Annotated in this window: 17 protein-coding genes; 13 read left to right on the top strand and 4 right to left on the bottom strand. The window is 67.3% G+C overall.

Annotated elements, in window-relative coordinates:
* Nucleotides 1-31 precede the first annotated feature (31 nt).
* The 5 genes from AC1DNE_RS25250 to AC1DNE_RS25270 all read left to right on the top strand — a co-directional run bounded on the left by AC1DNE_RS25250 (nt 32) and on the right by AC1DNE_RS25270 (nt 5,577).
* Nucleotides 32-778 carry a CpaD family pilus assembly protein gene (locus AC1DNE_RS25250; protein ID WP_441472170.1) on the top strand — a complete coding sequence of 249 codons (747 nt, stop codon included), beginning with the start codon at nt 32-34 and terminating at the stop codon, nt 776-778.
* The gene (locus tag AC1DNE_RS25255) at nt 778-2,043 is read left to right on the top strand and encodes a CpaE/TadZ family protein (RefSeq protein ID WP_441472169.1); all 1,266 of its coding nucleotides are present in this window, start codon (nt 778-780) and stop codon (nt 2,041-2,043) included. The genes AC1DNE_RS25250 and AC1DNE_RS25255 overlap by 1 nt, the downstream gene beginning before the upstream one ends.
* A gap of 96 nt (nt 2,044-2,139) precedes the next feature.
* Nucleotides 2,140-3,585 carry a TadA family conjugal transfer-associated ATPase gene (locus tag AC1DNE_RS25260; protein WP_441472168.1) on the top strand — a complete coding sequence of 482 codons (1,446 nt, stop codon included), beginning with the start codon at nt 2,140-2,142 and terminating at the stop codon, nt 3,583-3,585.
* 27 nt (nt 3,586-3,612) lie between these two features.
* Entirely contained in the window at nt 3,613-4,590 is a 978-nt protein-coding gene (locus AC1DNE_RS25265; protein WP_441472167.1) for a type II secretion system F family protein, read from the top strand.
* A gap of 9 nt (nt 4,591-4,599) precedes the next feature.
* Nucleotides 4,600-5,577 (top strand): type II secretion system F family protein, encoded by a 978-nt coding sequence (locus AC1DNE_RS25270; protein WP_441472166.1) that lies wholly within the window; start codon nt 4,600-4,602, stop codon nt 5,575-5,577.
* A 171-nt stretch (nt 5,578-5,748) separates the two neighbouring features.
* On the opposite strand, the gene AC1DNE_RS25275 is transcribed toward AC1DNE_RS25270, so the two are convergent.
* Nucleotides 5,749-6,639: a tetratricopeptide repeat protein gene (locus AC1DNE_RS25275; RefSeq protein ID WP_476841264.1), complete on the bottom strand. Its 891-nt coding sequence runs from the start codon at nt 6,637-6,639 to the stop codon at nt 5,749-5,751.
* A 126-nt stretch (nt 6,640-6,765) separates the two neighbouring features.
* On the opposite strand from AC1DNE_RS25275, the gene AC1DNE_RS25280 reads away from it, so the two are divergent.
* The 3 genes from AC1DNE_RS25280 to AC1DNE_RS25290 all read left to right on the top strand — a co-directional run bounded on the left by AC1DNE_RS25280 (nt 6,766) and on the right by AC1DNE_RS25290 (nt 9,478).
* The gene (locus tag AC1DNE_RS25280; protein WP_441472164.1) at nt 6,766-8,148 is read left to right on the top strand and encodes a leucyl aminopeptidase family protein; all 1,383 of its coding nucleotides are present in this window, start codon (nt 6,766-6,768) and stop codon (nt 8,146-8,148) included.
* Nucleotides 8,149-8,228: 80 nt separating this feature from the next.
* Entirely contained in the window at nt 8,229-8,582 is a 354-nt protein-coding gene (locus tag AC1DNE_RS25285; RefSeq protein ID WP_441472163.1) for a MarR family winged helix-turn-helix transcriptional regulator, read from the top strand.
* A gap of 41 nt (nt 8,583-8,623) precedes the next feature.
* Nucleotides 8,624-9,478 (top strand): C40 family peptidase, encoded by an 855-nt coding sequence (locus AC1DNE_RS25290; protein ID WP_441472162.1) that lies wholly within the window; start codon nt 8,624-8,626, stop codon nt 9,476-9,478.
* Nucleotides 9,479-9,481: 3 nt separating this feature from the next.
* Here the strand turns inward: AC1DNE_RS25290 and mutS are convergent, their stop codons facing one another.
* A complete protein-coding gene (gene mutS / locus AC1DNE_RS25295; protein ID WP_441472161.1) occupies nt 9,482-12,205 on the bottom strand; it encodes a DNA mismatch repair protein MutS in 2,724 nt (907 codons plus the stop codon).
* Between the two features lie 103 nt (nt 12,206-12,308).
* Between mutS and AC1DNE_RS25300 the strand changes: the two genes are divergently transcribed.
* Both AC1DNE_RS25300 and AC1DNE_RS25305 read left to right on the top strand, forming a co-directional pair.
* The gene (locus tag AC1DNE_RS25300; protein WP_476765218.1) at nt 12,309-14,135 is read left to right on the top strand and encodes a methyl-accepting chemotaxis protein; all 1,827 of its coding nucleotides are present in this window, start codon (nt 12,309-12,311) and stop codon (nt 14,133-14,135) included.
* A gap of 128 nt (nt 14,136-14,263) precedes the next feature.
* Entirely contained in the window at nt 14,264-16,549 is a 2,286-nt protein-coding gene (locus tag AC1DNE_RS25305) for an NADP-dependent malic enzyme (protein WP_441472159.1), read from the top strand.
* Between the two features lie 34 nt (nt 16,550-16,583).
* Here AC1DNE_RS25305 and AC1DNE_RS25310 read toward each other — a convergent pair whose 3' ends face one another.
* Entirely contained in the window at nt 16,584-16,886 is a 303-nt protein-coding gene (locus AC1DNE_RS25310; protein ID WP_441472158.1) for a plasmid stabilization protein, read from the bottom strand.
* A gap of 334 nt (nt 16,887-17,220) precedes the next feature.
* Here AC1DNE_RS25310 and AC1DNE_RS25315 point away from each other — a divergent pair, with 334 nt between their 5' ends.
* Nucleotides 17,221-18,168 (top strand): lysylphosphatidylglycerol synthase domain-containing protein, encoded by a 948-nt coding sequence (locus AC1DNE_RS25315; protein ID WP_441472157.1) that lies wholly within the window; start codon nt 17,221-17,223, stop codon nt 18,166-18,168.
* Between the two features lie 9 nt (nt 18,169-18,177).
* On the opposite strand, the gene AC1DNE_RS25320 is transcribed toward AC1DNE_RS25315, so the two are convergent.
* Nucleotides 18,178-18,930 (bottom strand): hypothetical protein, encoded by a 753-nt coding sequence (locus AC1DNE_RS25320; RefSeq protein WP_441472156.1) that lies wholly within the window; start codon nt 18,928-18,930, stop codon nt 18,178-18,180.
* Nucleotides 18,931-19,053: 123 nt separating this feature from the next.
* Here AC1DNE_RS25320 and AC1DNE_RS25325 point away from each other — a divergent pair, with 123 nt between their 5' ends.
* Nucleotides 19,054-19,689 (top strand): glutathione S-transferase family protein, encoded by a 636-nt coding sequence (locus tag AC1DNE_RS25325; RefSeq protein WP_441472155.1) that lies wholly within the window; start codon nt 19,054-19,056, stop codon nt 19,687-19,689.
* A gap of 140 nt (nt 19,690-19,829) precedes the next feature.
* On the top strand, nt 19,830-21,068 hold the full coding sequence (locus tag AC1DNE_RS25330; protein WP_441472154.1) for a multidrug effflux MFS transporter: 1,239 nt from the start codon (nt 19,830-19,832) through the stop codon (nt 21,066-21,068).
* The last annotated feature ends 61 nt before the right edge of the window (nt 21,069-21,129 follow it).

Below are 21,129 nucleotides of genomic sequence, written 5' to 3' on the forward strand. Positions count from 1 at the left end.
GATGGATAGCACCATGATGGATGGCCCGACCATGACGGTTCCTCTCCGGGAGAAAGCCACCGCCACGCACCTGCTGGCACTTGCGCTGACGTTGGGCGCCCTCGCTGGCGGCTGCGCCGGAAAGGGCGCGCAGGCGGACCCTCCTTCCATCTACCCGCCCGATGTCCGGGAAAGGCATCCGATCGTGTTGCGCGACGCGCCACGCTCGCTCGACGTGTTCGTCGGCCGCGCCGGCACCACGCTCGACAGCCGCCAGGCGGAGGACGTCGCGGATTTCGCACAGGCATTCCGCAAGTCCGGCAAGGGCGGCCTTGTCGCGGAAGTTCCGACCGGTTCGAGGCGCGAGCGGGCGACGCACGATACGCTCGCGGGAATCCGCGCGGCGCTGGCGCGCAACGGCGTCTCGCCGAACGCGCTGAACGTCCGCAGCTACCCGGTCCAGGATCCCGGCCTCGCCTCGCCGATCCGGCTGAGCTTCGCGTCGCTGCAAGCCGTCGTGCCACACCAGTGCGGCCAGTGGCCGACGGACCTCGGCGTGTCCGACTTCAAGTTCTCGACATCGAACGAAGCCTACTGGAACTTCGGCTGCGCCACCCAGGCCACATTGGCCGCGCAGGTCGCCGATCCGATCGATCTGGTCAGGGCCCGCGACGAAGGCCGCCCCGACATCGTCAAGCGGATGGGCGCCATCGCGAAGATCCGCGACGGCAAGGATCCCTCGACCCAGTATCGCCAGCAGACACCGCAGATCAATTCAACTGTCGGAGGCAGCAACTGATGCAGCCCGCGACAAGCGAAACACCGGCGGTCGAGGCGAACGGCGACGAGATCATCGCGCCGCTGCCGCGCATCACGCTGCAGGCCTTCTGCGAGACGCCGGCCGTCGCCGCCACGATGCAGGCGGCCATTGCCGACCGGCGCATGGACAAGACCCATGCCCGCATCCAGATGGGCGGAGCGGCCGCAGCCGTCGAAGCCTTCCGGACGGCGCCGACTCCGAACGTCATCGTGCTCGAGACCATGTCCGATGCGGCAACCCTGATCGGGCATCTCGATACGCTGTCGGAGAGCTGCGACCCCGGCACGAAGGTCGTCGTGATCGGCCATGTCAACGACGTGCAGCTCTACCGGGAGCTGCTGCGCCGCGGCGTCAGCGAGTATCTGATCGCGCCGCTCGAGACGCTCGACCTGCTGCGCACCCTCTCGGAACTCTACATCGCACCGGAAGCCCGCCATCTCGGCCGCGTCATCGCGGTGGTCGGCGCCAAGGGCGGCGTCGGCGCCTCGACCATCGCGCACAACATGTCCTGGGCGATCGCCCGGAATCTCGACGCCTCCACCGTGATCGTCGATCTCGACATCGCGTGGGGCACAGCCGGCCTGAACTTCAACCAGGACCCACCTCAGGGGATCGCGGAAGCGGTCTTCGCCCCTGAGCGCCTCGATTCCAACCTGTTGGACAGGCTACTTTCGCGCTGCAGCGACAATCTGGCCCTGCTTGCGGCTCCTGCGGTCCTCGACCGGACCATCGACCTCGATGAGGACGCGCTGGAGCAGCTGCTGGAACTGCTGCGCGCCAGCGTTCCCTGCATCGTCCTCGACGTGCCGCATCAGTGGAGCAGCTGGGTCAAGCGGACGCTCATCGGCGCGGACGAGATCGTGGTAGTCGCCGAGCCGGAGCTCGCCTCCCTGCGCAATGCCAAGAACATCGTCGATCTGTCGCGCGCGACCCGGCCCAACGACGCGGTCGCCCGTCTCGTGCTGAACAAGGTCGGCGTGCCCAAACGACCGGAGATCAATGCCGCCGAGTTCTCCAAGGCGCTCGGCGTCGACGTCCTCTGCACGATCCCTTTCGACGCCCAGCTCTTCGGCACGGCCGCCAACAACGGCCAGATGATCGCCGAGGTCCAGGCCGGCAGCAAGGCAAGCGAGGCTTTCACCCAGATCGCCAGCGCGCTGACCGGACGCGGCGAAGCCAAGCGCGGCCGGCGCAGCCTGTTCGAGCCGCTGGTCGCGAAGCTGAAACGCCGCAAGGCTTCCTGATGACGCGCAACCGGCCAGACGGACAGCCAGTCAGGGGATCGCGCCGAGGAAGCAGGAATGTGCGCGCGCCCGTGGCACGCGCGGGAGTGTGTTGAGATGTTCGGGAAGCGATCCGCGGGCGCGACCGTCGCGCCGAACCTGAGCGCCAGGAGCCCAGCCGCCCTTCAGCCGGCGACGCGCAAGCCGGAGCAGGTCCAGCCCACCGCCGAGGAACGCAAGTTCGCGCCGGTCGAGGCAGCGACGCGCTCCGAAGAATACTATCAGATGAAGAGCATGATCTTCGGGGCGCTGATCGAGGCGATCGATCTGTCGCAGCTTGCGAAGCTCGACTCGGAATCGGCGCGGGAGGAAATCCGCGACATCATCAACGAGATCATCTCGCTGAAGAATGTCGTGCTCTCCATTGCCGAGCAGGAAGAACTGCTCGACGACATCTGCAACGACGTTCTCGGCTACGGACCGCTCGAACCGCTGCTGGCGCGCGACGACATCGCCGACATCATGGTCAACGGTGCGAACCGCACCTTCATCGAGACCGGCGGCAAGATCCAGCTCACCAACATCCGCTTTCGCGACAATGCGCAGTTGATGAACATCTGCCAGCGCATCGTCAGCCAGGTCGGGCGGCGCGTCGACGAAAGCTCGCCGATCTGCGACGCGCGCCTCGCCGACGGCTCGCGCGTCAACGTCATCGGACCGCCGCTCGCGATCGATGGGCCCGCGCTCACCATCCGCAAGTTCAGGAAGGACAAGCTGACGCTCGACCAGCTCGTCAAGTTCGGCGCGATCTCGCCGCCCGGCGCCGAGATCCTGAAGATCATCGGCCGCGTCCGCTGCAACATCGTCATCTCCGGCGGCACCGGTTCCGGCAAGACGACGCTGCTGAACTGCCTGACCAACTTCATCGACGATGACGAGCGCGTCATCACTTGCGAGGACGCCGCCGAGCTCCAGCTCCAGCAGCCGCATGTCGTGCGCCTTGAGACACGCCCGCCCAATCTCGAAGGCACCGGCGCGGTCACGATGCGCGACCTCGTCAAGAACTGCCTGCGCATGCGCCCCGAGCGGATCATCGTCGGCGAGGTGCGCGGACCGGAGGCCTTCGACCTGCTCCAGGCGATGAACACCGGCCATGACGGCTCGATGGGCACGCTCCACGCCAACTCGCCACGCGAATGTCTCAGTCGTATCGAGTCGATGATCACCATGGGCGGCTTCTCGCTGCCGTCGAAGACGCTGCGCGAGATGATCTGCTCCTCGGTCGATGTCATCATCCAGGCACAGCGCCTGCGCGACGGCTCGCGCCGCATCACTCACATCACCGAGGTGATGGGGATGGAAGGCGAGGTCATCACGACGCAGGACCTCATGCTCTACGACGTGCTCGGCGAGGACGCCGCGGGCAAGCTGATCGGCCGCCACCGCTCGACCGGCATCGGCCGCCCGCGCTTCTGGGAGCGGGCTCGTTACTTCGGCGAGGAGCAGCGCCTCGCCACCGCACTCGACCAGCTCGAGCAGGTAAATGATGGCTTTGCAGCCTGAACGGAGGCCCTTGTCGGGAGCCAAGCCATGAATTCGAGCACGCTCGCCATCGCCGCACTGGCCACGCTCGCCGTTGGCGGCGTCGCCTATGCGCTGCTTTATCCTACGCTGAGCGGCGAAAAGCGTGCCGAGAAGCGGCGCAAGGAATTTGCCGGTCCCAGCACGATGCGCAGCATCGACCGGGAAGCACAGGCCAGGGCCAAGCGCGGGCAGGTCGCGCAAAGCCTCAAGGAGATCGAGAACCGCGAGAACGCCCGCAACAAGCTGACGCTCGAAGCGCGCATCGGCCAGGCCGGCCTGAGCTGGACCCGCCAGAAATACTACGTGATCTGCGCTGTGACCGCCGCCGTCGCCGGCCTCGTCCTGCTGATCTTGAGCGGCAATATGATCATGGGGGCTGTCGGTCTGTTCATCGGGGCGCTAGGCCTGCCGGCCTGGTTCCTGAAGCATTGCAAAACGAAACGTCTGAAACGGTTCGCCATTGAGTTCCCCAACGCGCTCGACGTCATCGTCCGCGGCATCAAGGCCGGCCTTCCAGTCAATGATTGCCTGCGCATCATTGCCTCCGAAGCCGTAGAGCCCGTCAGGGGCGAGTTCCGGCAGATCATCGAGGCCCAGACGCTCGGCTTGCCGCTCGCCGAAGCTGCGGGAAAGCTCTACGAGCGGATGCCCTGCGCGGAAGCAAATTTCTTCGGCATCGTGATCGCCATCCAGCAGAGGACCGGCGGCAACCTGTCCGAGACCCTGGCGAACCTCTCGCGCGTCCTGCGCGAGCGGCGCAAGATGCGCGACAAGATCCAGGCGGTCTCGATGGAAGCCAAGGCCTCCGCCGGTATCATCGCCGCCCTGCCGCCGTCGGTTGCTGTTCTCGTCTATCTCTCCACCCCGAGATATATCGAGCTCCTGTGGCTCACCCAGATGGGCAAGCTCGCCCTCGTCGGCTGCGGCATATGGATGCTGATGGGCGTCCTGGTCATGCGCAAGATGATCAATTTCGAGATCTGAGGTGGATGCGTGATTTCCCAGATCGTCGACAAGCTCACCGATCCGCAATTCATGCTTGCGCTGCTGGCCGCCGTCGCGGCCGCGGCCACGGTGCTGACCGTCGCGATCCCGCTGACCGAGGGCAATACCCTCCAGAAGCGTATGAAGAACGTCGCGACGGAGCGCGAGAAGATCCGGGCACGCGAGCGCGATCGGCTCAACCGCCAGAACGAGAAGGTGAGCCTGCGCCAGGAGCCGAAAGCCTACATGCGGCGCATCGTCGAGCAGTTCAAGCTCGGCGACTGGCTGGGAACCGAGAACGCCAGGAAGCAGCTCACCATGGCAGGCTATCGGGGACCGCAGGCGGAAATCGCCTTCCTGTTCTTCCGCCTCGCCGTACCCGTCGGCTTTTTCCTGTTCACGCTGTTCTATCTTTTCGTCATCAACGGTTTCGGCCAGTCGCTGCTTATGAAGATCGCGATCGCGATCGGCGGCGCCTATATCGGCATCAAGGCGCCGGAAGTCTTCCTGTCCAACCAGATCAGCAAGCGGCAGATCTCGATGCGCCTGGCCTTCCCGGACGCGCTAGACCTGCTGCTGATCTGCGTGGAGTCCGGCATGTCGATCGAGCAGGCGTTCCGCAAGGTCGCGAACGAGATCGGCAGCCAGTCCGTGCCCCTGGCCGAGGAGTTCGCTCTCTGCACGGCGGAGCTCTCCTATCTGACCGACCGCAGGGTCGCCTATGAGAACCTCGCGATGCGGACCGGTCTTGAAAGCGTCAAGTCGGTCTCGACGGCGCTGATCCAGGCCGAACGCTATGGCACGCCGCTCGGCACGGCGCTGCGCACCCTGGCGCAGGAGAGCCGCGATCAGCGCATGAACGCCGCCGAGAAGAAGGCCGCCGCCCTGCCGCCTAAACTGACCGTGCCGATGATCCTGTTCTTCCTGCCGGTACTCTTCGTCATCATCATGTTTCCGGCGCTGGTGCAGGTCTTCGGTTGGAAGTGACTTAAGCCTGAACGAGCGACAGGGGCCATCAACGCGGATCGCCGATGATGGCGAGCCGCAGCTATGTAAATCAGCGGTCGCAGGCGGCCGCGCAAACCGTCCGCGCCTCGGCTGCTCCAGCTTTCGCCCGGAGGTTCTGCCAGGCACACCAAGGGAAGCTTCGCAGCTCGGTCAGCCTCGGCGGTCCGTATCGGCCGACCTGTCCGGAGTCTGCGCCAGCGGAGGCTTGGCGGTGGGCTGCCCCCGGCCCTTCGCGCCCTTGAGCAGGTCCCAGCTGTTCTGCTGGCTGACGCTGCGCTTGAGATAGGCGATCGTCGCCGCCGCCTCGGCCGGACTCTGGTCGCGCCGGGCCATGGCCTCGGCCTCGCCGAAGCGGCCCTGAAGCCCGAGCACCAGAACCAGATTCTGGCGCACACGGATGTCGGCCCCCTGCGAGGCTGCCGCCTCGGTGAGAACCCGTTCCGCCTCAGGCAGATGGCGGGACAAGGCGAGCGACAAGCCGTAATTGGACATGATCGTCGGCTCGCCCGGGGCAAGCTTCAGAGCGGCCTGATAAATCTGCTGGGCTCTCTCATGCTCCCCCAGCTGGTCGGCGACCGTGCCCTGCGCCGAGAGGATGCGCCAATCCGGCCGCTCCGGCGAATGGGCACGGGAAAGCACGTCGTCCGCTTCCCGGAAACGCCCGTTATCGGCGAGCGAGCGGCCATAGGCGCCCAGCAGCTCGCGGTCATCCTGGAAGGTCAGGACGGCGCTCTGGAGCACGGCCAGCGCCTGTGCGTTCTGATCGAGCGCCCGCAGCGCCCGCGCATAGGAGAGAGCGGCGTTGCGATCCTTCGGATTGGCCTCATAGCGCTTCGCCCAATTCTCCCGCTCGGCCTGCCAGTCGGCCGCGGTGCGCGGCTGCGCCGCCGGACTGCGTGCAATCGAGCCCGTGACGTCCCCCGGGCCGCCGCGGCTCTGGCAACCCGCAAGGGCCATTGCTCCTAGGCAGACAGCAATCGTCAATCCAAGTCGGCGGGCACGGAAAATCGACAGGTCGGAGGCGAGTTTCGTTCGAATCATGGGCCGGATCGCCTCGCGACAACGTCGTCTGAATGGGTTCCTCTGGTCGTTCGGTGATAAAACGTTAACCCTAATGCATCCTTAATCCCGGCACCCGCCGCTGTCTCAGAACCGATCGACCGACCCGTGAACAGTCTTCTGATCTCCACCTCCGACGCTGCTGTCTCGATTCACGTGGTTTCGTCCCAGACCTGGCCGGCCTTGCAGGCACGGCTCTCGCCGTCCCATCGCAACTTCGCCCTCGCGCAAGGCTTCGCGGCCGGCGCGGGCCAGCATTGCTTCCTTCCGGATTCACAAGGAGCGCTCGCCGCCGTTCTTCTGGGTGTCGAAACTGCGCAGCGGCAGCGCGATCCCTTTGCGCCGTCGCGGCTGTCGGCCCTGCTGCCGGCGGGCGACTATGCGCTCGAAGGCGAGATCGACGATCCGGCGCTCGCTGCGCTCGGCTGGCTGCTGCAGGGCTATCGCTTCGACCGCTACCGCAAGCCGAAGCCACCGCGCGCGCGCCTGTCTCTGCCGGACGGCGTCCACGGCGCAGAGATCAGCCTGATCGCTGAATCGGCTGCACTGGCGCGCGATCTCATCAACACGCCGGCCAATGAGCTGGGACCGGGCGAGATCGAAGCGGCAATCCGCGGGCTGGCCGCCGAGTGCGGCGCGACGATCACCAGCATCGTCGGGGACGACCTGATCACCCGGAACTTCCCGATGATCCACGCGGTCGGCCGCGCCTCCACGCGTGCGCCGCGCCTGGTCGATCTGGTCTGGGGCGATCCGGCCCATCCCAAGGTCACGCTGGTCGGCAAGGGCGTCGCCTTCGACACGGGCGGGCTCAACCTCAAGCCCGACGCCTCGATGCTGCTGATGAAGAAGGACATGGGCGGTGCCGCGGCGGCGATCGCAGCGGCGCGGATGATCATGCTCGCGAAACTGCCGGTGCGGCTGCGGCTCCTGGTGCCGGCGGTGGAGAATGCCGTCTCGGGCAATGCCTTCCGGCCCGGCGATGTGCTGGCGAGCCGCAAGGGGCTCTCGGTCGAGATCGGCAACACCGACGCCGAAGGCCGGCTGATCCTGGCCGACGCGCTGACGCTGGCCGACGAGGAGATGCCGGAACTGCTGATCGATTTCGCCACGCTGACCGGCGCCGCGCGCACTGCGCTCGGACCGGAGCTGCCGCCGTTCTACACCCATGACGAAGGCCTCGCCGCGGAAATCGCGCGGATCGGCATGGCGGTGAACGACCCGGTCTGGCGCATGCCGCTCTGGCGGCCCTATGACGGCCTGCTCGATTCCAAGATCGCCGATGTGAACCATGTCTCCAGCGGCGGCATGGCCGGCTCGGTGACGGCGGCGCTCTTTCTCAACCGCTTCGTCGAGAAGACGCAATCCTACGCGCATTTCGATATCTACGGCTGGAATCCCTCGCCCAAGCCCGGACGACCCGAGGGTGGGGAATGCCAGGGTGCGCGGCTGATCCATGCGCTGGTGAAGCAGCTCTACCCGGCCGGTTAAGGCTGATCGCCGAAGGCGATTGCGCCGCCGCCGGCACAGGATAATGATACGGACCCGTAACGATCGGGAACCGTGCCATCATGCCCTTGGAGATCAGGCCTTCGCAGGCGCTCAGACTGTGGCGGCAGGTGCATCTCGACCTGGTGCGGGACAGCGAAGCCGATCTCTCGGCGCGCCAGACGGCGATCCTGCTGACGGTATATCTCGAACTCCCGCCGCATACGGTGCGGGGGCTGGCGAAGCAGCTCGGCGTGACCAAGCCGGTGATCACCCGCGCGCTCGATACGCTCGGTAAGCTTGGCCTCCTGACACGCAAGCGCGACGAGACCGACCGCCGCAACGTCGTGATCCAGCGCACTGTCGCCGGCGCACTCGCAGTCGAGAGGCTGGCCGATCTGGTGACGGAGCACGCCAAGGAGATCGGCGGAAGCTGACGGCTCTCCCAGCAAGAGCCTCGCCGCGCTAGATTGCACCCATGACGATTCTCGACCGCCGCATCCACGCCTTTCGCCCCGATCTCGCCGCGCGCCATCTGGCCGGGCAGGTCGAGGCCGCCCGCTTCGCCGATCCGCAGCCGATGCGGGTCGTTGTTCCCTCGGCGCCGCTGCGGCGCGAGCCACGCCCCGACGCAGCGCTCGACACCGAGGCGATCGCGGGCGAGCTGGTCGATGTCTACGAGAGCGAGGAGGGCTGGGCCTGGGTCCAGCTCGCGGGCGACGGCTATGTCGGCTACCTGCCCGACGACGCGTTGCGCCCCGACCAGCCCCTGCCGACGCACCGTGTCGCCGCGCTCAGAACTTTCGTCTATCCGGGCCCCTCGATCAAACTGCCGCCGCTTGCGTCGCTTTCGCTGAATGCAGGCGTCGCCGTGCTGGAGGCCAAGGGCGATTTTGCCATCCTCGCCGATGGCGGGCACATCTTCCTGAAGCACCTCGTCCCGGCCGATTGCTTCGAAGCCGATTTCGTCGCGGTCGCCGAGCGTTTCCTCGGGGTGCCCTATCTCTGGGGCGGCAAGACCAGCCTGGGCCTCGACTGCTCCGGACTGACACAGCTTGCGCTCGCCGCAGCCGGGGTCGCTTCGCCGCGCGATTCAGACATGCTGGAGGCCGCACTCGGCCGCGCCGTTTCCTTCGATGAGAGTCTCTCCGGGCTTGAGCGCGGCGATTTGATCTTCTGGAAGGGCCATGTCGGCATCCTGACCGACCCGGATACGCTGCTGCATGCCAACGGCTACACGATGACGGTCCATCGCGAGCCGCTGCGGGAAGCGCGCGACCGCATCCTGACCAAGAGCTTCGGCGCCATCACCAGCATCAAGCGGCTGGGGTAGGGGTCAGGCGAGCCCCTTCAACCGATACAGTGCTTCCAGCGCCTCCCGCGGCGTCATCTCGTCGGGATCGATGGCGGCCAGCGTCTCGCGCAAGCCGTCCGGCTGGTCTTCCGTGACGGCTGGAGCCGACCGGCGCAGCGGCGCGGCGAAGAGCGGGAGATCATCGACCAGCGAGGCGACCGGCTTCTCCCGCTCGGTCTTCTCCAATTCGCCGAGGATGGCGCGGGCCCGCTCGACCACAGCCGGCGGCAGGCCGGCAAGCTTGGCGACCTGAATGCCGTAGGAGCGGTCGGCCGCGCCCGGCACAACCTCATGCAGGAAGACGACCTCGCCCTTCCATTCGGTGACGCGGACGGTGGCGTTGGCCACGCGGTCGAGCCTGTCTCCGAGCGCCGTGAGCTCGTGGTAATGCGTGGCGAACAGGCTGCGGCAGCGGTTGATCTCGTGCAGGTGCTCGATCGCGGCCCAGGCGATGGAGAGGCCGTCGAAAGTCGCCGTCCCGCGGCCGATCTCGTCGAGGATGACGAGCGCGCGCGGGCCGGCCTGATTCAGGATCGCAGCGGTCTCGACCATCTCGACCATGAAGGTCGAACGGCCGCGTGCGAGGTCGTCGGCGGCACCGACCCGCGAGAACAGCCGGTCGACGATGCCGATATGGGCGCGGGCGGCCGGAACGAAGGCCCCCGTCTGGGCGAGAACGGCGATCAGCGCGTTCTGGCGCAGGAAGGTCGATTTACCGGCCATGTTCGGGCCTGTGATCAGGCAGATGCGCCCGCCCCTGGCGTCGGTGCCGGGCGGCGACAATTCGGTGTCGTTGGCGACGAAGGGCTTTCCGTCGCGCTTCAGCGCCGCCTCGACGACGGGATGGCGACCGCGCTCGATGGTGAAGGCGACGCCATCATCGATCTGCGGGCGGCTCCAGCCCTCGCGGACGGCGAGATCGGCGAGAGCCGCGGCGACATCGAGCTCCGCCAACGCCAGAGCCGCGGCCTTGATCGGCTCGGCCTGGGCCAGCACCGCATCGCAGAGCTGAGCGAAGACGGAGAGTTCCAGCTTGAGCGCCCGATCGGCCGCAGAGGCGATCTTGGCCTCGAGCTCGCCGAGCTCGACCGAGGAGAAGCGCATCGCGTCGGACATGGTCTGGCGATGCACGAAAGTCGCGCGCCAGGGCTCCTTCAGGAACTCCTCGCCCATCGCCTGCGGCACCTCGACGAAATAGCCGAGCATGGCGTTGTGCTTGATCCGCAGCGTGCGGCAGCCGGTCTCGGCAGCATAGCGCGCCTGCAATTGCGCGATGACCTTGCGTGAATCGACCTGCAACAGGCGCAGTTCGTCCAGCGTCGCGTCATGCCCCTCGCGGACGAAGCGGCCGTCGCGGCGATTGAGCGGCAGCTCGTCGGCCAGCGCGGCGTTGAGACGAACCGGCAGATCGGGATCGCTCTCGCCCAGCGCCCGCATGGCGCGCGCCAGCTCGGCAGGCAATTCGCCACGCCGGGCGAGCAAGGCGGCGATCGCGCGGGCGGCGTCGAGCCCGGCGCCGAGCGCGGCAAGGTCGCGCGGGCCGCCGCGATCGAGCGAGAGCCGCGCCAGCGCACGCGCAACGTCCGGCACCTTCTCCAGCGCCTGCTGCAGATCCTCGCGCAGGGCACCATCCGCCACCAGGAATTCAACCGCATCGTGGCGCGCCGCAATCGCGGCCGGATCAGTCAACGGGCCGGCGAGGCGCTCGGCCAGCAAGCGCGCTCCGCCCGGCGTCACCGTGCGGTCGATCGTGGCCAACAGACTGCCCTGGCGCTCGCCGCCGAGGGTGCGCGTCAATTCGAGATTGGCGCGGGTGGCGGCATCGATCAGCATCGTCGCCGAGCCGGAATCCCGCACCGGTGCCGACAAGGGCGGCCGGGCGCCGAGCTGGGTGCGCTCGACATAGGCGAGCGCCGCGCCGGCAGCCGCGATCTCAGCGCGGCTGAAAGCGCCGAAGGCGTCGAGCGTGGCGACGCCGAAAAACTCCTTCAGGCGCCGCTCGGCCGAGGCCGCATCGAGCCCGTCGCGCGCGAGCGGTGTCACCGGCACCGCGATCTCGCGCCAGAACTCCTTGAGTTCGGGATCGTCATGGATCGCGTCGGGGCAGACGATCTCGCGCGGCTCCAGACGCGAAAATTCGATGGCGAGCCGCTCCTGCGGGGCCTCCATCACGGTGAAGCGACCGGTCGAGATGTCGATGGCAGCGAGACCGTAGAGCGAGGCCGCCTCTCCCGTTTTGCGGCGTGCGACCGCGACGAGCAGGCTCGCGCGGCCGGGCTCGAGCAGCCGCTCCTCGGTGATGGTGCCGGGGGTGACGAGGCGGACCACGTCGCGCTTCACCACCGATTTATTGCCGCGCTTCTTGGCCTCGGCCGGGTCCTCGGTCTGCTCGCAGACCGCGACGCGATGGCCGGCGGCGATCAGGCGCTGGAGATAATCGTCGGCGCGCTCCACGGGAACGCCGCACATCGGGATATCGTCGCCCTGATGCTTGCCGCGCTTGGTCAGAACGATGCCGAGGGTGCGCGAGGCGATCTCGGCGTCGCGGAAGAACAATTCGTAGAAATCGCCCATCCGGTAGAACAGCAGGCAATCGGGATTGGCCGCCTTGATCTCGACGTACTGCGCCATCATCGGCGTGACGCGCTCGGCGGCAGCGGCCGGCGCGGCGGATTGGGCGGCTTCGGTGGGGGAGCTGTGACGCATCGGGCGGCACGCTAGCAAAAAGCGGCGCCAAGACCATCCGTTAGGACGGCTTTCAACAATTGAAAGCAAGGTTCTTCGGCTCAATCGGCCGAAAGTCTCGACATTGTTGCTGATCAATCTCGCCGAAAGCCTTTTCTTCCTGCTTCTGGCGGGGCTGCTCCTGACCGTCGCCATGCCCCGGATCGGGGAACGATCCTGGCTGCGGCAGGTGATCGTCGGCGTGCTGTTTGCGGCCGGGGCGCTCATCAGCATGGGCAATCCCTTCGAGATCATGCCTGGCCTCGTCGTCGATTCGCGCAACAGCTTCGCCATTCTGGCCGGTCCGATCGGCGGCCCCGGCGCCGCCGTGCTGACGGCCGCGCCGCTCGTCGTGATGCGCTATCTGACCGGCGGTGTCGGCATGGTCACGGGCATTACCGGCATCGTGGCCCGCGCCGTCATCGGAATTGCCTACGCGATCTGGCTGACGCGCCGCCGGCGGCCGCTCGGCGTCGGCGATCTCGCGGCCCTCAGCCTGATAGACGCGCTCTGCCTGCTTGCCTCGGCGGGCCTTATTCCGGGAGAAGCCGGGCAGCGCTTCCTGCGCGAGGCCGTGCCGATCATGATCTTCGTCGGAACGGTCGGCATCTTCCTGACCGGCATCGTCGTCATCAACGACCGTGAAAGGCGCGAAACCGCCTATCGGCTGCGGACGCTGATCGACCGCGCTCCCGGAACGCTCTACCAGCGGATCGTGAGGCCGGACGGGGTCATGACCTACCGGTTCGCTTCCTTCTCCATCGACAAGGTGCTGGGCATCAGCAAGGAGCAGGTCGAACGCGATCCCGACATCTGGCTCGGCAAGATGCTCGCCGAAGATCGCATCCGCTTCGAGCAATTGCGGCGGGAGCAGCAGGAAAGCGAGACGCTGTGGCGCTTCGAGGGCCGTTACCACGCTCCGGATGGCGGCGTCGTCTGGCTGCGCAGCGAGTCGACCAAGCGCCGGCTCGCCGACGGAACTCTCGTCTGGGACGGCATCCTGCTCGACATCACCGCCGAGAAGACGCTGGAAGCGCGCCGCGCCGAAATCGAGATGCTCCGCAAGACCGCGCTCGACGAACTCGCCGGCGATCTGGAACGCACCGTCGGCAAGGCGCTCGCCGATGTCGGGGTTTCGATGCGTGACATGCACGCCGCCGCCAGCCAGATGGTGCAAAGCGCCAGCAAGACGACCCAGCGCGCCGAAGGCGTGACCCGGGAGGCGGAAAGCGCATCGCAGCGGGTCGGCAGCGTCGCGACCGCGGCGGAAGAGATCGAAGCCTCGATCCGGGAACTCACCCGGCAGACGAGCCATGCCGACGAGACGGTGCGCGCCGCCGCCAGCTATGTCCGCAGCACGCGAAGCGACGTTACGGGGCTGACGGAGGCGGCCGACAAGGTTCGCGCCGTGCTCGATTTCATCGAAGAGATCGCAGCCCGCACCAATTTGCTGGCGCTGAACGCCACCATCGAGGCCGCGCGCGCAGGCGCCGCCGGGCGCGGCTTCGCCGTCGTGGCGGGCGAGGTCAAGACGCTCGCGGAGCAGACCCAGAAAGCGACGCGCGACATCGCCGAAACGCTCACCGACATCCGCGGTGCGGCCGCGACTGCCGTCGAGGCCGTGGCCCATATCGAGGACACGATGACGACCATCGAGCGGACATCCGGCGCGATCGCCTCCGTCGTCAGCCGGCAGGCCGACATCGCCTCGACCATCGCCGCCGATGCGCAGGCCGTCGCTCTCAGCGCTGACGCCGTCACCGCCAATGTCAGCGCGGTCGGCACCGAGGTGCGCGTCACCGGCGACGCCGCCATCGGCGTGGCGGACGCCGCCCGCAGGGTCGATGAGCAGGCCGAAGCGCTCGACCGCTATGTCGGTGATTTCGTCCGCAGCGTGCGCAACCGCCTGTAGCATCCGACGCCGCGGTGGTTCACGCGTTACCCGGCAAGAGTTCTGTGGGACTATAACGGCTTGTGGTCCCGTGGCGGGCGGCCGTATGGTCAGCTCCCCCGAGGAAATGCTCAAGAAAAGACGCTTCGATGAACGACCGCCCGACGACCAAGAGAACGCGCCCGACCTTCACGGACCAGGAAGCCCTGCTGTTCCACTCGCAAGGGCGGCCCGGCAAGCTCGAGGTGGTGCCGACGAAGCCGATGGCGACGCAGCGTGACCTGTCGCTGGCCTATTCGCCGGGCGTGGCCGTGCCGGTGCTGGCGATCGCGGAGGACCCGTCGCGCGCCTATGACTACACCACCCGTTCGAACCTCGTCGCGGTGATCTCGAACGGCACCGCCATCCTCGGCCTCGGCAACCTCGGCGCTCTGGCCTCGAAGCCGGTGATGGAGGGCAAATCCGTCCTGTTCAAGCGCTTTGCCGACGTCGACTCGATCGACCTCGAGGTCGACACGGAGGACCCGGACAAGTTCATCGACGCCGTGCGCTATCTCGGCCCGTCCTTCGGCGGCATCAACCTCGAGGACATCAAGGCGCCCGAGTGCTTCATCATCGAGCAGCGCCTGCGCGAATTGATGGACATCCCGGTCTTCCACGACGACCAGCACGGCACCGCGATCATCGCCGCCGCCGGCCTGGTCAACGCGCTCGACCTGACGGGACGCGACATCAAGTCGACAAGGCTCGTCATCAACGGTGCCGGCGCCGCCGCCATCGCCTGCATCGAGCTCCTGAAGGCGATGGGCTTCAAACCCGACAACGTCATCCTCTGCGACACCAAGGGCGTGATCTACCAGGGCCGCACCGAGGGCATGAACCAGTGGAAGTCGGCCCATGCCGCCGTCACCGACCGGCGGACGCTGGCGCAGGCGCTGGAGGGAGCGGACGCCTTCTTCGGCCTCTCGCAGAAGGGTGCGGTGACCAAGGAGATGGTCGCCGCGATGGCGCCGAACCCGATCATCTTCGCCATGGCCAATCCCGATCCGGAGATCACGCCGGAGGAGGTCGCCGCGGTGCGCGACGACGCGATCATGGCGACCGGCCGCTCGGACTATCCCAATCAGGTCAACAACGTCCTCGGCTTCCCCTTCATCTTCCGGGGAGCGCTCGATGTGCGGGCGACCACGATCAACATGGAGATGAAGATCGCTGCAGCGGAGTCGCTGGCGATGCTCGCCCGCGAGGACGTGCCCGACGAGGTTGCGGCAGCCTATCAAGGCGCGCGGCCGCGCTACGGCAAGGATTACATCATCCCCGTGCCGTTCGATCCGCGCCTGATCCATGTCGTGCCGATGGCGGTTGCCAAGGCGGCGATGGATTCCGGCGTCGCCGGCAAGCCGATAGTCGACATGGGGACCTACAAGGCGCAGCTCTCCGCCCGCCGCGACCCGATCGCCGGCACGCTCAACCGCATCTTCGAGCGGGTGAAGCGCTATCCCAAGCGCGTCGTCTTTGCCGAGGGCGAGGAGGAGCAGGTCATCCGCGCCGCAGCGTCCTTCGTCAATCAGGAGCTGGGCCAGGCCATTCTCGTCGGCCGCGAGGAGCGCATCTACGAGACCGCGACCTTCCTCGGCGTCGATCTCGAAGCCAAGGGCATCTCGATCCAGAACGCGCGGCTCTCACACCGCAACAGCGCCTATGCGCAGTATCTCTACGAGCGGCTGCAGCGGCAGGGCTATCTCTTCCGCGACTGCCAGCGCCTGATCAACCAGGACCGCAACCATTTCGCCGCGGCGATGGTGGCGCTCGGCGATGCCGACGCGATGGTGACGGGCGTGACCCGCAACTATTCGATCGCGCTTGAGGAAGTCCGCCGCGTCATCGACGAAAAGCCCGGCCACCGGGTGATCGGCGTCTCGATCGTGATCTCGCGCGACCGCACCGTCCTCGTCGCCGACACCGCGATCACCGAGATGCCGACGGCCCAGGCGCTCTCCGAGATCGCGATCGAGGCGGCCGGCGTCGGCCGCAGGCTCGGCTACGAACCGAAGGTGGCGATGCTCGCCTTCTCGACCTTCGGGCATCCAGCCGGCGAGCGCTCCGAAAAGGTGCGCGACGCGGTGGCGATCCTCGACGGCCAGCGCGTCGATTTCGAGTATGACGGCGAGATGGCGGCGGATGTCGCGCTCAACCGCGAGATCATGACCCAGTACCCGTTCTGCCGACTGTCTGGGCCGGCAAACGTGCTGGTGATGCCGGCCTTCCACTCGGCCTCGATCTCGACAAAGCTGCTGCAGGAACTCGGCGGCGCAACCGTGATCGGGCCGCTGATCGTCGGCCTCGACAAGCCCGTGCAGATCGTGCCGCTCGGCGCGAAGGATTCCGACATCGTCAACATGGCGGCGCTGGCCTCCTTCAACATCGGCGGCTGAGGCGTGCAACTCCGGGGCGGCAAGCCGCCCCGGTTCAGGACGCCTTTTTCTTCCGCGTCTCGGCCGCCTTCTTCGCCGAGGCCGAGCGCTCGGACTGCCGGCGAGCGGCCGCAGCCTCGCCGCCGATCCGCCCGCCGCGCTTGGCAGAGACATCGGTGTCGGGCTTGCCGCGGCCGGAGCCCGACTTGTTGCCGCCGCCGCTTTCCTTGTTGACGGTAGCCCAAGCCCGGCGCTCGGCTTCCTCATGCGAGACGCCGCGCTCCTCGTAGCCTTCCTCGATGTGCTCGGCCTTGCGCTTCTGCTTGTCCGTATAGGCTGATTTGTCGCCACGCGGCATGATGAGCCTCCCTTCCTGGAGTCGAGCGTTGAACGCCGGCGGGTAGCGGCTGTTCCCCCGTCCCACCCGTGCCGCCCCGAGGCAGCCGGATTCTACGGGAATGCCGGCATGGCGTGGATCGCCGGCGGCTTCTGGTACCGGCGCACGGCCTGAGCCGGTTGTAGCCCGGCTCTCTCATAGGGCTCATTCGCCGCAGCGGCTTGTGCATCGCTGCCAACGCGCTATCTCTCGGGCCGGGGCGCGGCCGCGCCCTCCCGTCCCCCCCGTGTCGCCGCGATCGAGCTGCGGCGCGCAACCCAGAGAGCGCATGTCGTTCGGCCCGCATGAGCCAGGAATGCACCTGCGCAAGCGCAGCCGCTGGTGGTGGCTCGGCCCGCTGGCGAGCACCGTCATCTTCGGCGCTTCGCTCGTGGTGCTCTGGCACATCATCAGCCAGATGGAGCCGGGCCAGCTCGCCGGTGCCTTCGCCAATGCCAGCCTGCGCCAGCTCGGACTTGCGTCGTGCTTCACGGCGCTGAGCTATCTGCTGCTGACGGGATACGATGCGCTGGCGCTGCGCCGGCTAGGGCTCTCCATCGCCTATCGCACCACGGCGCTCGCCTCCTTCACCAGCTATTCGGTTTCCTTCACGCTCGGCTTCCCGATCGTGACGGGCGGCACGGTTCGCTACTGGATCTATTCACCGAAGGGCGTGCGCGCCTCGGAGGTCGCGAGCCTGACGGTGATCGCCGGCATCACCTTCTGGCTCGGGCTCGGCGCCATCCTCTGCGCCAGCCTGGTCTATTCGGCCGGTTCCGTCGCCATGCTGGCGCGGACCTCGCCACTCGTCGTCCAGATCGTCGGCGGCCTCGTCGGCCTCGGCATCATCGGCTACCTGATCTGGATCGCCACGGGCGAGCGCTCCTTGCGCGTGCGGGGCTGGAACCTGCATCTGCCGGGCCTCGGCACCACGCTCGGCCAGATGGCGCTCGGCGCCTGCGAGGTCAGCGCTGCCGCGGCCGTGCTGTTCGTGCTGCTGCCGGGCGGCTACAATCTCGACTACCCGACCTTCCTGGCCGCCTACATCTTCGCCTGCCTGATCGGCATCGCCAGCCACGCGCCCGGCGGCCTCGGGGTCTTCGAGGCGACGATGCTGGTCGCGCTCAACCGGCTGCCCTACGAGCAGGTGCTCGGAGCGCTGCTGATGTTCCGGGTAATCTACTACGTCGTGCCCTTCATCCTGGCGCTGGCCATGCTGGCGCTGAACGAGATCATCCGCCGGATCCGCCGCCACGAGCCGTGAGGCGGACGCCTATTTCAAGGCGACGATGATCATCAGGAAGGCGAGCAGCAGCAGGAGCTGCCTGAAGCTCCAGTTGATCTTGCGCAGCTGCTCGGCACTGCTCTCCTGCCAATCCTCGTCGGAGTCGTGACCGGGCTCGGCCGCAACCTGATGCGCGGGCACGACCTCGACCAACGGCTCGGGACGGGCCTGCGGCATCCACTCGATGCTGTCGATGAAGCCACGGGCCGGGACAACGGCATTTCCATCGCTTCCCGGCGCTAGATACCAGCGGACCGGACTCCCGGCGGGCAGCTCGCGATCCTCCTCCCGCACCCACAGGCTCGTCGTCGCGCTGAGCGAAACCTCCTGTGCAAGCCCTTTGAGGATGTCCGCCTTGAGCGCCTCGAACACCGATGGGGCCAGAAACACATCGGCAAAGGGCATCTCGGCTCCACCCTCATCGCGATAGCCGAGCATCAGCAGGAGTCGCGGCTGCTCGCTCGACGCGGCGAGCGGACGCAAGGTGAGGCCGATCGCCTCGGCCTCGCCATCGAAGCCGGCGCGCCGCAACACGCCATCCGCCACATGGGCCTCGGCGAGGATGCGCTGCGCGTCCTCGAGGCGCCCGTCGCGGCTCTCGAAGCCGCCGACGATGCGAAGCCGCGCGGCCCTCAGCCGGAAGCGCCGGGCCGAGCCCTGGACGTAGCGGGCCAATGAGCCCTCGATCGCCATCCGCCCTTCACTGACGGAGACGCTGCGCAATGCCGATGATTCGTTCATGCTCCCGTCCTGTTTCGCGGCAACGATAGCAGTTCGAACCGGCGTCGTCAGGCGATGGCTCCTGACAGCATCGCGACAGCGTCGCAGGATAGAGCAATACCGCACCTCGAGGAGGCGATATACATGACGGACGAACTCGTGCTGTACACGAATCCCATGTCGCGCGGTCGGATCGCGCGCTGGATGGTGGAAGAGGTCGGCCAACCCTACCGGGCCGAGATCCTCGGCTTCGGCGCGCCCATGAAGAGCGCGCAATACAAGGCACTCAACCCGATGGGGAAGGTGCCGACACTCGTCCATGGCGACACCGTCGTCACCGAATGCGCCGCGATCTGCGCCTATCTCGCCGATGCCTTTCCGCAGGCCGGGCTGGCGCCGGAGGCGACAAGCCGGCTGCGCGGCCCCTATTATCGCTGGCTGTTTTTCGCTGCCGGGCCGGTCGAAGCCGCCGTCAGCAACAAGGCCTTCGGGCTTGAGGTGCCGCCGGACCGGGCACGCGCGATCGGCTACGGGACCTATGCGGATGTGATGGACACGCTCGAACAGGCCGTCAGCCAGGGGCCGTATCTGCTCGGGGACCGCTTCAGCGCCGCCGACGTCTATGTCGGCTCGCAGATCCTGTGGGGCTTGCAGTTCGGCACGATCGAGAAGCGGCCCGCCTTCGAGGCCTATGGCGCACGATTGGCCAGCAGACCGGCCGCAAAGCGGGCCGACGAGATCGACAGCGCGCTCATGGCCGAGATGCAGAAGACCGGCTGAGCCGGGAAGCGCGCCCGGCGCATGGCGCATGGCCGGCTGGGCGGGTTGCCGGTCCCTGCCGGCAGGTCTAATGCTGCCGCCTGATTATTGCCTGCCGCGGCCATCCGCTTGCAGCCGCCGGGCCAGCTTTCGCGATCGCCATGAACGACATGTCCGCCATCGCCCGGCCGCGCCACGGCATGGGCTTCTACACCTTCGTGGGCCTGACCGCCGCGCTGATGGCCACCAACGCGCTGGCCATCGACTCAATGCTGCCGGCCTTGCCGCAAATGGCGGAGGCGCTGGGCATCGCCGAGGCCAACCAGCGGCAGTGGATCATCACGGCCTATCTGCTCGGTTTCGGCGTCTCCCAGATCTTCTACGGCACGATTTCCGACCGCTACGGCCGCCGGCCGGTGCTGCTCGTCGGCCTGATCGTCTACGTGCTCGCGAGCATCGCCGCGGCCTTCGCCGGCTCGTTCGAGGCGATGATGGCAGCGCGCGTGCTGCAGGGTATCGGCGCTGCGGCGACGCGCGTGCTCGTCGTCTCGATCGTGCGCGACTGCTATTCCGGGCGCGAGATGGCGCGCGTGATGTCGCTCGCCATGATCGTCTTCCTGGCCGTTCCGATCCTGGCGCCCTCGATCGGCCAGGCGATCCTCTGGGTCGCGCCCTGGCGCTGGATCTTCGGCGTGCTGACCGCCTTCGGCGGCGCCGTGCTCATCTGGGTCGCGGTGAAGCTGCCCGAAACCCAGCATCCGGAGGACCGCAAGCCGATCGCCCCCCGGAGCGTCGCCGCCGCCTTCCGCACCACGCTGACGAGCCGCATCGGCGTCGGCTACATGCTGGCGATGGCCTTCGTGCTCGGCGGGCTGTTCGGCTTCATCAATTCGGCGCAGCAGGTCTTCGTCGACGTCTTCCACACACCCGAACTGTTCACGACCGTCTTCGCGCTGATCGCGATGTTCATGGCGGCGTCCTCGCTGTTGAACTCACGCATCGTCGGGCGGCTGGGCATGCGCCGGGTCTCGCATACCGCGCTGCTGGGCTACATCGCGCTGACAAGCGTGCACGCGCTCGTTGCCCTGGCGGGCCATGAGTCGCTATGGAGCTTCGCGATCCTGCAAGGCGGCGCCATGTTCTGCTTCGGCCTGCTCGGCCCGAATTTCGGAGCCATGGCGATGGAGCCGCTCGGCCATGTCGCGGGGACGGCATCCTCGGTGCAGGGCTTCGTCACCACAGTGATCGGCGCGCTTCTGGGCTTCTATATCGGACAGCACTTCAACGGCACCGTCATCCCGCTGACGCTGGGCTTCGCACTCTGCGGCATCGCCGCGCTCGTCATCGTGCTGATCGTGGAAAAGGGCCGGCTGTTCCATCCGGCGCCCGGCCGCGCCTGAGCGGCTCCGCCCGATCCGTCGCCAACGGCGACGGGCATGCCTGGAATCGCCTTCAGTCCGC

This window comes from Allobosea sp. 05L423 (assembly GCF_056397745.1).

Bases quoted from the DNA above. Each gene is read 5' to 3' on its own strand.
- AC1DNE_RS25250 (WP_441472170.1), top strand. From the start codon at position 32: ATGACGGTTCCTCTCCGGGAGAAAGCCACCGCCACGCACCTGCTGGCA.
- AC1DNE_RS25255 (WP_441472169.1), top strand. From the start codon at position 778: ATGCAGCCCGCGACAAGCGAAACACCGGCGGTCGAGGCGAACGGCGAC.
- AC1DNE_RS25260 (WP_441472168.1), top strand. From the start codon at position 2,140: ATGTTCGGGAAGCGATCCGCGGGCGCGACCGTCGCGCCGAACCTGAGC.
- AC1DNE_RS25265 (WP_441472167.1), top strand. From the start codon at position 3,613: ATGAATTCGAGCACGCTCGCCATCGCCGCACTGGCCACGCTCGCCGTT.
- AC1DNE_RS25275 (WP_476841264.1), bottom strand. From the start codon at position 6,639: ATGATTCGAACGAAACTCGCCTCCGACCTGTCGATTTTCCGTGCCCGC.
- AC1DNE_RS25285 (WP_441472163.1), top strand. From the start codon at position 8,229: ATGCCCTTGGAGATCAGGCCTTCGCAGGCGCTCAGACTGTGGCGGCAG.
- AC1DNE_RS25290 (WP_441472162.1), top strand. From the start codon at position 8,624: ATGACGATTCTCGACCGCCGCATCCACGCCTTTCGCCCCGATCTCGCC.
- mutS (WP_441472161.1), bottom strand. From the start codon at position 12,205: ATGCGTCACAGCTCCCCCACCGAAGCCGCCCAATCCGCCGCGCCGGCC.
- AC1DNE_RS25305 (WP_441472159.1), top strand. From the start codon at position 14,264: ATGAACGACCGCCCGACGACCAAGAGAACGCGCCCGACCTTCACGGAC.
- AC1DNE_RS25310 (WP_441472158.1), bottom strand. From the start codon at position 16,886: ATGCCGCGTGGCGACAAATCAGCCTATACGGACAAGCAGAAGCGCAAG.
- AC1DNE_RS25315 (WP_441472157.1), top strand. From the start codon at position 17,221: ATGCACCTGCGCAAGCGCAGCCGCTGGTGGTGGCTCGGCCCGCTGGCG.
- AC1DNE_RS25320 (WP_441472156.1), bottom strand. From the start codon at position 18,930: ATGAACGAATCATCGGCATTGCGCAGCGTCTCCGTCAGTGAAGGGCGG.
- AC1DNE_RS25325 (WP_441472155.1), top strand. From the start codon at position 19,054: ATGACGGACGAACTCGTGCTGTACACGAATCCCATGTCGCGCGGTCGG.
- AC1DNE_RS25330 (WP_441472154.1), top strand. From the start codon at position 19,830: ATGAACGACATGTCCGCCATCGCCCGGCCGCGCCACGGCATGGGCTTC.